This window comes from Stenotrophomonas sp. NPDC077421 (genome assembly GCF_049545505.1).
GTDB classification, from domain to species: domain Bacteria; phylum Pseudomonadota; class Gammaproteobacteria; order Xanthomonadales; family Xanthomonadaceae; genus Stenotrophomonas; species Stenotrophomonas nematodicola.
Genome location: NZ_JBMWDP010000034.1, coordinates 36,272 through 46,996, shown reverse-complemented (window position 1 = coordinate 46,996; position 10,725 = coordinate 36,272). Strand labels below are relative to the sequence as shown.

Sequence of the window (10,725 nt, the reverse complement as noted above, 5' to 3'; positions counted from 1 at the left end):
CGAGGACGACATCTACTGGTGCACCGCCGACGTCGGCTGGGTCACCGGCCACAGCTACATCGTGTACGGACCGCTGGCCAACGGCGCGACCTCGCTGATGTTCGAAGGCGTGCCGAACTACCCCACCACCTCGCGCTTCTGGGAAGTGATCGACAAGCACCAGGTCACCCTCTTCTACACCGCACCGACCGCGATCCGCGCGTTGATGCGCGAAGGCGAGGCACCGGTCAAGCGCACCTCGCGCGCCTCGCTGCGCCTGCTCGGCAGCGTCGGCGAGCCGATCAATCCGGAAGCCTGGCGCTGGTACTACGAGGTGGTCGGCGACAGCCGCTGCCCGATCGTGGACACCTGGTGGCAGACCGAAACCGGCGGCATCCTGATTTCGCCGCTGGCCGGCGCGATCGATCTCAAGCCCGGTTCGGCCACCCTGCCCTTCTTCGGTGTGCAGCCGGCCCTGGTCAACGCAGAAGGCGAGATCCAGGAAGGTGCCGCCGAAGGCAACCTGATCATCCGTGATTCCTGGCCGGGGCAGATGCGCAGCGTCTATGGCGACCACCAGCGCTTCATCGACACCTACTTCCGCACCTACCCGGGCAGCTACTTCACCGGCGACGGCTGCCGCCGCGACGAAGATGGCTACTACTGGATCACCGGCCGCGTGGACGATGTGATCAATGTATCCGGCCACCGCATCGGCACGGCCGAAGTGGAGAGCGCGCTGGTCTCGCACCCGAAGGTGGCCGAAGCGGCCGTGGTGGGCTTCCCGCACGATATCAAGGGCCAGGGCATCTATGCCTATGTGACCCTGATCGCCGACGAGACGCCCAGCGATGAACTGCACAAGGAGCTGGTCGCCTGGGTGCGCAAGGAGATCGGGCCGATCGCCGCGCCTGATCACCTGCAATGGGCACCAGGTCTGCCGAAGACACGCTCGGGCAAGATCATGCGCCGCATCCTGCGCAAGATCGCCGAGAACGCGCCCGACCAGCTCGGCGATACCTCGACCCTGGCCGATCCGTCGGTGGTGGCGTCGCTGGTGGAAGAACGCAAAGTGAAATAAGGGCCGCAGGCAGACCGTGGCAGCCCCCGGTTCCGGGGGCTGCCAGCCCGCTACACGCATTCCGTTCCCTCGCGTTACTCCTCCGCCACATGGCCCCCACCATGACCACCCTCCTGATTGCCGATGACCACCCGTTGTTCCGCGAAGCCCTTCGCGGGGCCGTGCAACGCGTGATTCCCGGCGTGCAGCTGTACGAAGCGGACAGCGTGGAAGCGCTGTACCTGCTCGCCGACCAGCACACCGATGCCGACCTGGTCCTGATGGATCTCAACATGCCGGGTGCACAGGGCTTCAACGCGCTCGTGCACATGCGCGCCCTGCACCCGCAGCTCCCGGTGGTGGTGGTGTCCGCACGCGAGGAACCCACGGTGATGCGTCGCGCGCTCGACCACGGCGCGTTCGGGTTCATTCCCAAGTCCGCCGACTCGGACACCATCGGCCACGCCCTGGGCACCATTCTCGATGGTGAGACCTGGGCGCCGCCGGAGGCGCACAACGTGCCGCCCACCGAGCGCGAGGAACGCGAGATCGGCCAGCGCCTGCGCGAACTCACCCCGCAGCAGTTCCGTGTGCTGCAGATGCTCGGCGTGGGCCGGCTCAACAAGCAGATCGCCTACGACCTCAACGTATCCGAAGCAACGATCAAGGCGCATGTCACCGCGATCCTGCGCAAGCTGGGCGTGACCAACCGCACGCAGGCGGTGTTGATGGCCGGCAAGCTGGCCATCGACGAAGAGCCGATCGTATTGCCGCCGGAAGAGGATTGAATCGCGGGGAGCAGGAGCAGCTGACCGACAGTCGGCGCACCCCGCTCTGCCCCTGACGCCTCGCGTTATAGCCAGAGCTATAAAACCCAGCGCTGCCTGCGCAATTGGCCGTGGATGCGCCACGCGCCGATGCCGGTGCTAAGCTTCGCGTCCCCTTGGGGAGTAGCCTGTTTCCTGCGATAGGAAACGCCCGTATCAACATACTCGGCCAGTGCGCCGTGGTGCGGGCAGCCATCTTGGTTGGCGAGACCAGCGGTCCGCGTGCGCAACGACAGGTTGGGCGCGAACGCGGTCCGTTGCTCGCAATCGCCCGACCTGCCGTGTACGTCCCCATGTCACCCCTTTCGATCCTGCTGATCGGCTTTGCCATGTCCACCGATGCCTTCGCCGCGGCGATCGGCAAGGGCGCCGCCATGCGCAAGCCGCGCCTCCCCGATGCCCTGCGCGCCGGCCTCATCTTCGGTGTCATCGAAGCGATCACCCCGGTGATCGGCTGGCTGCTCGGCCGCGCGGCGCTCCAGTACGTGGAGGCGTTCGACCACTGGATCGCGTTCGGCCTGCTCGGTGCGCTGGGCGTGCACATGATCATCAACGGCATCCGCCCGGACAGCGACGACGGACAGGACGATCCGGACAGGCACCACGGCTTCTGGCGGCTGGCCCTGACCGGCCTGGCCACGAGCATCGATGCGATGGCGGTCGGCATCGGCCTGGCCTTCCTGGACGTGAACATCGGCGTGATGGCGCTGGTGATCGGCCTGTGTACCTTCAGCATGGTCACCGCCGGCATCATGCTCGGCCGCGTGCTGGGCAACATGGTCGGCAAGCGCGCGGAGATCATCGGCGGCCTGATCCTGATCATCATCGGCGCCACCATCCTGTACGAACACCTCAGCGGCGCGATGGCCTGACCCGGCGCCGCTCACCCGCGGCTACATGTCGCCGCGGGTGTCGTGGAACGCCGCCAGGAAGGCACGCAGCGACGCCGGCTTGATCGGCTTGGTCAGCAACCGGTAACCCCGTTCGCGGGCCATGCGCTTGAGCTCGTCGCGTCCGTCGGCGGTCAGCAACGCGCCGGGAATCGCCCGGCCGGCCTTGTCGCGCATCGCCACCAGAGTGTCCAGTCCATCCAGACGGTCGTGCAGGTGGTAATCCACCAGCATCACGTCCGGGCGCTCGGCCACCTTCTCCAGCGCCTGATCCACGGTGCTGGCGGTGATCACCTCGACCTGCCAGCGCCCCAGCAGCGCGCGCATGCCGTCCAGGATCTCCTGGTCGTTGTCCACGCACAGCACGCGCATGCCCGCCAGCGAGTCGGTCCGGGTAGACGGGCTGGCAACCGGCAGGGCCACCGCCGAGGTGGGCAGGTCCGGCGCATCCACCCGCGGCAACAGGATGGAGAACATGCTGCCGCTGCCGACCCGGCTGCGCGCGTTGAGGCGGTGGTCGAGCAGGCGGGAGATGCGCTGGCAGATCGACAGGCCCAGCCCCAACCCCTGCTCGCCCCAGTCGAACGGCTGCTGGTAGCGGTGGAACTCGTCGAAAATCTGCTGCATGTGATGCTCGGGAATGCCCGGACCGGTATCCCACACCTGCAGCTCCACTTCCTGCCCGCGCTGACGCACCGCCAGCACGATCCGCCCCTGCCGGGTATAGCGCAGCGCATTGGCCAGGAAGTTCTGCAGCACCCGGCGCAGCAGCCGGCGGTCGCTGCGCACCCAGGCCGGGCGCGCGAACAGATCCAGACGCAGGCCGCGGCCGGCGGCCACCGGCGAGTACTGGGCGGCCAGCTCGCGCATCAACAGGCTGACATCGAAATCACCGATCAGCGGGTGCAGGCCACCGGCATCCAGCCGCGATACGTCCAGCAGGCCATCCAGCAGCTCTTCGGCCGCGCGCAGCGAGGCATCGACGCGTTCGGCCAGATGGCGCTGCTCCTCGTTGTTCTGGTGGCTGTCGCGCAGCGCCGAGGCGAACAGCCGCGCGGCATTGAGCGGCTGCAGCACGTCATGGCTGATCGCGGCCAGGAAGCGGGTCTTGGACTGCTGCGCCACCTCGGCCTCGTGCGAGCGCTCGGCCACGCGCTGTTCCAGCGTTTCATTGGCTTCCAGCAGGGCTTTTTCGGCGTGCTTGTAATCGGTGATGTCGTTGTAGCTGGTGACATAGCCGCCGCCGGGCAGCGCCTGGCCGCGCATTTCGATCACCTTGCCATCGCTGCGGGTCCGCTCGAACACATGCGGTGAGCCGGCGCGCATGTAGCCGATGCGGCGGTTGATCTGCACGTCGATGTCGCCCTCGCCCAGCTCGCCGCGCTCGGCGTTGTAGCGGATCAGGTCGGCAACCGGGCGGCCCACGTACAGCATGCCGTCGGGGTAGCCGAACATCTGCTGGTAGCGCCGGTTCCACGCGGTCAGCCGCATGTCCGGATCGACCACGCTGACCCCGGCACTGATGTTCTCCAGGGTCGTGGAGAGGATCTCGCGGTTGAAGCGCAGCTCCTGCCCGGCTTCATCGAGCACCGCCACCACTTCGCCCAGGTCCATGCCCGAACCCCGCAGCAGGCTGGTCAGCAGCAGGCGTGCCGAGGCCGCACCGATCGAGGCAGCCAGCAACCGCTCGGTGAACTGCACCCACGCGCGGTCGGCTGGCGCGGAGGCCTGCAGCTCGCGGCCCATTGACTGTGCCTGCTCAAAGAACGAGCGACGCGCATGGCGGTCGCCGACCACCCGCGAGGCCAGCGCCAGCAGATCGCCGACGTGCACGTTGCCTGGCCACGCACCGGCCACCGAGGGCCGCTGCGCATAGGGGTCCAGGAACGGCGCGGCACGCAGGCGCTCGTCCACACCGGGGCGCCAGCGCACTGATACCAGCACCATCGCCGCCACGTTGACCAGCAACGACCAGAACGTGCCGTGCGTGAGCGGGTCCCAGCCACTCATGCCAAACAGATGCTGCGGCTGCAGCCAGCCGATCCCGAACGGGCCCTGCACCAGCCACGTCGCCTCCATCCAGCCGGCGTGGGTCAGCGCCGGCAGCAGCAGCGTGTACGCCCAGGTGCCGAAGCCCAGCAGCATGCCGATCTCCACGCCCTTGCGGCTGGCACCGCGCCAGTACAGCCCGCCGATCAGCCCCGGAGCGAACTGCGCCACTGCGGCGAATGCCATCAGCCCGTACGAGGCAAGGGTGCTGTCATTGCTGCTGCCGCGGTAATAGCTGTAGGCCGCCAGCGCCAGCAGCAGGATCGCGGTACGCCGGATCCACAGCACCCGCGAAGCCACATCGGCCGCTTCCTGGTGATCGCCGCTGCGGCGCAGCAGCACCGGCATCACCAGATCGTTGCTGACCATCGTGGCCAGTGCGATCGACGCCACGATGACCATGCCGGTGGCGGCGGAGAAGCCGCCCACGTAGGCCACCAGCGCCAGGAACTTGCGCCCTTCGGCCAGCGGCAGGGCCAGTACCATGCTGTCATCGGCCACGCTGCCGCCGGTGCCGAACAGGGTCACCCCGGCGGTGGCGATCGGGATCACCATCGCCGAGATCACCACCAGGTAGGCGCCGAACATCCAGCGCGCGCGGCGGATGTCGCGCACGTCACCGCACTCGACCACCGCCACGTGGAACTGTCGCGGCAGGCAGATGATCGCCAGGAAGCTCAGCAGCGTCTGCGAGATGAAGCCGACCGGCGGCAGGCCGCTGAACAGGGTATGCGCAGACTCGATCACCGCGTCGGTGCGGTCGTTGAGCCACAGGTAGGCGAACAGACCCAGCGCGACCATCGCGATCAGCTTGATCATCGACTCCAGCGCGATCGCCAGCATCATCCCGTGGTGGTGCTCGGTGGCGTCCACCTGGCGGGTGCCGAACAGCGTGGCGAACAGCGCCATCAGCAGCGCCACGTACAACGCCGGATCAGTGAAGAAACCGGTGGGGCCGACGTTGCCGGTGAGCACCTGCAGGCTCATCGCGACCGCTTTGTACTGAAGCGCGAGGTACGGCACGATGCCGATCAGTGCGATCACCGCCACCAGTGCGGCCAGGCGCCGCGAGCGGCCGAACCGTGACGAGATGAAGTCGGCGATGGAGACCACGTTCTGGCTGCGCGCGATCAGCGCCAGGCGCTCGATGATGCGCCAGCCGAATACCCACAGCAGCAGCGGGCCCAGGTAGATCGGCAGGTAGCCGATGCCATTGCGTACCGCCGTGCCCACCGCGCCGTAGAAGGTCCACGACGAGCAGTACACCGCCAGTGCCAGGCTGTAGACCACCGGCCGCAGCCAGGGACGGTCCGGATACATCGGGCGACGGTCGCCCCACCATGCCACGCCGAACAGCAGCGCGGCGTAGGCCACCGAGACCAGCAGCAGGATCCAGCTGGAGACCACAGGATTGTTTCCGCGGGAGCAGCCCGCAGTGTAGCGGCTGCACGGCTCCGGACGCGCCCCGGATCAGCCCTGTGCCGCCGCCCGTGGGCGCGTCGGCAGCCGGATGCACACCTGCGTGCCGCGTCCCCTGGCGCTCTCCACGTCGATGTGCCCACCCGCTGCCTGCACCAGGCTCGCCGTCACCGCCAGACCGAGTCCGGTGCCCTGGCCCATCGGTTTGGTGGTGAAGAACGGCTCCAGGCACCGGGCGCGCACCTCCTCGCTCATGCCGTGGCCGCTGTCGCTGGCCCGCAGGACCACCTCGTCCACGCGCGACGGCTGCGTCACGGTCAGGCTGAAGTGCCCACCCTCCGGCATGGCCTGGTTGGCATTGACCGCCAGGCTGATCAGGATCGACTCCAGCTGGGCCGGATCGAAGTGGATGAGGCACTGCACCTGGCCGCTGTCCACCTCGCACCGCACGCCGGGGTGGAAGACCTGCTGCAGCATCGGTGCCATGTCCGAAACCGCCGTCGCCACATCCAGCAGGCAAGGCCGGCTGTCTTCGAGCCGGCTGAAATCCAGCAGCCGCCTGCTGACCGCAGTCGCCCGCCGCACCGCGGAATCACCGCCCTGCAGGGCGGCCTGCAGCTCACTGCCCTGACTGCGCCGCGCTTTGGCGATGTAGCTCTGGATCAATGCCAGCAGGTGATTGAAATCATGCGCGATGCCACTGGCGAGGCGGCCGACGTTCTCCATCTTCATCGCATGCACCAGCTGGCCGCGCGAGCGCTCCTTCTCCTGCATCTCCAGCTGCAGCTGATCGCGCTTGCGGGCCAGATCGCGGCCGTGGTCGCGTGCCACCTGCAGGCTTTCGCGCAGGCCGGTGACGCTGTGGTGCAGCAACCAGGCGGCCAGCAGCGTGCCGAAGACGCAGACCGCCAGGTCGTTCACGGCCGCCAGCAGCCGATCGGGGTGGAACATCACGCTGGACGCGTCCACCCACGCACCCACCACGATCAACAGGCTGATCCAGGCGGCCACCCCCGCCAGCGGGCGCCGCCCGAGCACGGCCGAGACCAGCATGACCGGCATCAGCAGCACCAGTTGCAGCCGCAACTGTGCGGCCAGGCCCCAATAGACATAGGCCGCCGTCAGCAGGAGCAGCTGGCCACAGACAAACACGGCAGCCGCACGCAGCGACCGCCCGGCCCGCTGCTCCCACAGGCACAGCCCGCACAGCAGCGCGTGCAGCGTGGCGATGACCGGGACCATCGGGTCCAGACCCACTCCCATCCGCAGGGCGGTCCAGCCGGCCATCAGCAGATGGAACAGGCCCACCAGGCACAGCAGGCCCCGCAGCATGGTCTCGGTACGCCGCCCAAGCGACTGTGGCGCGGTGGCAGGGCGCGGACCGGTCCGGGCGGTCGATGCGGTAGTGGACATGCGCGGCAGGCTCCAGGCCGGTGCGACGGCGACCGGCGGCAAGGAGGGTATAGTAGCCACGCACAAGCTGGCAGTACCGTCGCGGGCGCTCCGCATCGCCGCCGGCCTGCACTCGACCGGGAAGTCGTCGCTCCTATGCCCAAGTTGTCACGTGTCCGTCGCGGCGTGTCCGCGCTCGTCTGCCTGTTGTCGGTCGCTGCGCCCTGCGCACTGGCGCAGCATCCGATCAACAGCGCACCGCTGGTCGCCCAGGTCCAGCAATGCCATGCCCTGCTGACCAGCGCGCCACGGACATCGCTGCAGATGGCGCGTGCGCTGCTCGCATCGCCGTCGCTGCCGACCTCGATCGAGATCGGTGCCCTGGCGTGTCTGGGCGTGGCATTGCGCTCGCAGGGCCAGCTCGACCAGGCCGCAGACCTGCCGGCGCGGCTGCAGGCCGCGGCTGCCCGCCCCGATGCGAATCCCGAAGACCGGCTCCGCGCCCAGTCGATGGCCGCGCACCTGCTGTTGTGGCGCGGCGATCATGCGCAGGCACTGGAGCTGACCAATCTGTTCCTGGAAGAAGCCGTCCGCCAACGGGACGTGCAGGGGCAGATCGGTGCGCTGATGCAGATTGCCATGATCCGCGGTGATGCGATGGGCGACCCGCAGGGCGCACTGACCTATCTGCAGAAAGCCACCGCCCTGAACCAGCACATGCGACGGCCGCCCAACCCGGGCGATCTGATCCTGTACTACAACTACGGCTTTGCGCTGCTGCAGATGCATCGGCATGAAGAGGCCTCCACCGCGTTCACCCGTGCCGAAGCCATCGGCACGCGCCTGGGCGGCCAGGAGCTCTTTCTGCACCGCATCGTCAGCCATCGTGCCGAGATCCAGCGACTGGCCGGGCAGTTGCCCGAGGCCGAGGCGAAGTTCCGCAGCGTGCTGGACTGGCAGGCCGTGCAGGACCCGCAGGGCCACATCGTCACGTTGCAGCGGCTGGCGCGGCTGACCCTCGACCGGGCAGGGGCCGAGGCCGCGTTGCCGCTGGCGGAGCAGGCCCAGGTCGCGGCGGAGCGGGGTCGCTTCACCGACGAGGTCCGCGCCGGCCTGGATCTGCTCGGCGACATCCACACCCTGCGGGGCGAACGCGCCCTGGCCTTGCGGTACGCGCGCGAGGCCCGCGACATCGACCGCGCGCGCAGCAAGGGCGACACCCTCAACCAGCTCGCCCGGCTGCAGGCCACCGCGGAGCGCAGCATCGACCCGGCCGAGGTCAATGCAATGCAGGACCTGGGCCGCGTGCGCGTGCTGCGCAACAGCGCGCTGGTGGCGCTGCTGGTGGTGGTGGCCGTCGCCACCGTCATCGTGCTGCGCATGCGCCGGCAGCGGCGCCGCCTCACGCTGCTGAGCAGCACCGACAGGGTGACCGGGCTGGTCAACCGCCGGGAAGCCGAGCGCCTGCTCGCCGCGGACCGGGCCAGGAGCGGTACCGAGCAGCGCAGCGTGGTGATGCTGGTGGAACTGGATGCGTTCAAGGCGCTCAACGAACGGCATGGCGAGGCCGCCGGCGACGCCGTGCTGCGCGCGGTGGGCCGGTGCCTGCGCCAGCACTGCGACAGCCATGACCGGATCGCGCGATGGAGCGGCGCCACTTTCCTGGTTGCGCGGCATGACACCGCCGCGCCGGCTGCGCAGGCGTTGGCCAGCCATCTGCGCGCGGCGATCGAGCGGCTGGTGGTGGACACGGGCCCCGGCCAGCACCTGACCCTGACCGCCAGCATCGGTATGGCACCCCTGCCCCTCTTCGCCGGTGCGCCGGACGCGCTTGACGACAGCCTGCGCGCGGCCGACCGGGCGCTGCAGAGCGCGCGCCGCAGCGGCCACAACGCCTGGGCCATGCTGTGGGGCGAGGACGCCGGCCGCGACGTCGATCTGTACAGCCTGCTGCACGACCCCGCACGGGCCATGACCTGCGGCTGGCTGTCGCTGGCCGGAAGCCGGCCGATGGCCTGGCTTCCGCCGCGCCCGGAGCCGGTCCGTTCGCCCGTGGATCAGGACGTACAGACCGGCACTTGATGTCCGGACCGACCGGTCAGCGCGTTACCTCGAACCGCACCTCGACCCGCCGGTTCGGCAGCAGGCATTCCAGCAGCGCCGCGCGTGGGCGCACGCCATCGCACTGCTGCACCTGCTGGGTATCGCCCCGGTACTCGTAGCGGATGCGGGCCGGATCAATGCCGCGGCCGACCAGCAGTTCGCGTACCGTGCGTGCCCGCCGTTCGGAGAGCGACTGGTTGGCGTCGAAGCCGCGGCCCTGCATGCGATCGGCATGGCCAACCAGGGTGATGCCCTGCAATTGCAGGCCTTCGTCGGCGATCCGGGCCAGCGCGCGGTCCACGCTTTCCAGGGAGTAGGTGCGGATGTCACGGTACGCATCGCGGTCGAACTCGAACAGCACATTGGCGACCAGCGGCCCCGGTGCGGCGGCGATGGCCGGCACGGCGCCGCACTGGCGGGCCAGCGCTTCTGCTTCGTTGACCAGTTCCTCGGCAATCTGGATGTACGGCTTGGAGTGCCGCCACTGCTGCTGGTTGAACTCGTTGCCGGCATGCACCAGCTCGACCTCGCCACAGGCGACCTGCTGCTGGGCGCAACTGAAGCCCGGCGCACCGTGCAGCACCCGCAGGCGTTGCCACAGGTCATCGCGCAGGTACTTGGCCTTGTTCACCAGCGGGGTGTCGGTGGGCAGCGGCGAGACGCCCTGCTCCATGCCCCCGATCAGCTTCTCCGACTCGGTGAGCGCCTGCTGCGGGAACGCGCTGCGGTCGTTGCGGCTGTACTCGTGGAATGACACGTCCAGCCAGCACTGCGCCTTGGACAGGTGGTAATCGCGGATCGGGCGGCCCCCATCGTTGAGCGCCTGGATCCGGCCCTGGGTCGCCTCGTAGGCGCCGTGGTCGGCATGGATCGCCTCGTCGGTGATGCGTTTCTGCTGCGGCAGCAGCTGTGTCTGCTGTGCACCGGCGGGCGCGACAACGCTGGCGAGCAGCGCGGCGGCGAGCAGCGAGGGGACAGCACGGTTCATCGGGGAAAGAGTGGTCAT

At 68.8% G+C, this 10,725-nt stretch carries 7 protein-coding genes; 4 read left to right on the top strand and 3 right to left on the bottom strand.

The features are described 5' to 3' along the window. The 3 genes from ACPEH1_RS16180 to mntP all read left to right on the top strand — a co-directional run. Positions 1-1,060: AMP-binding protein (locus tag ACPEH1_RS16180; protein WP_423716057.1), on the top strand; the 1,060-nt coding region annotated here is incomplete at its 5' end. Between the two features lie 101 nt (positions 1,061-1,161). Continuing rightward, entirely contained in the window at positions 1,162-1,827 is a 666-nt protein-coding gene (locus ACPEH1_RS16175; protein ID WP_153165127.1) for a response regulator transcription factor, read from the top strand. 332 nt (positions 1,828-2,159) lie between these two features. Further along, on the top strand, positions 2,160-2,738 hold the full coding sequence (gene mntP, locus ACPEH1_RS16170; protein WP_017356021.1) for a manganese efflux pump MntP: 579 nt from the start codon (positions 2,160-2,162) through the stop codon (positions 2,736-2,738). 21 nt (positions 2,739-2,759) lie between these two features. Here the strand turns inward: mntP and ACPEH1_RS16165 are convergent, their stop codons facing one another. Together ACPEH1_RS16165 and ACPEH1_RS16160 are read right to left on the bottom strand one after the other, a co-directional pair. After that, on the bottom strand, positions 2,760-6,212 hold the full coding sequence (locus tag ACPEH1_RS16165) for a hybrid sensor histidine kinase/response regulator (protein ID WP_017356022.1): 3,453 nt from the start codon (positions 6,210-6,212) through the stop codon (positions 2,760-2,762). Positions 6,213-6,275: 63 nt separating this feature from the next. Next, entirely contained in the window at positions 6,276-7,637 is a 1,362-nt protein-coding gene (locus ACPEH1_RS16160; RefSeq protein WP_313161235.1) for a sensor histidine kinase, read from the bottom strand. Positions 7,638-7,772: 135 nt separating this feature from the next. Between ACPEH1_RS16160 and ACPEH1_RS16155 the strand changes: the two genes are divergently transcribed. Then, the gene (locus ACPEH1_RS16155) at positions 7,773-9,698 is read left to right on the top strand and encodes a diguanylate cyclase domain-containing protein (RefSeq protein ID WP_423716056.1); all 1,926 of its coding nucleotides are present in this window, start codon (positions 7,773-7,775) and stop codon (positions 9,696-9,698) included. A gap of 16 nt (positions 9,699-9,714) precedes the next feature. Here the strand turns inward: ACPEH1_RS16155 and ACPEH1_RS16150 are convergent, their stop codons facing one another. Beyond that, positions 9,715-10,725, bottom strand: coding sequence for an OmpA family protein (locus ACPEH1_RS16150; protein ID WP_423716055.1), 1,011 nt, complete (start codon positions 10,723-10,725; stop codon positions 9,715-9,717).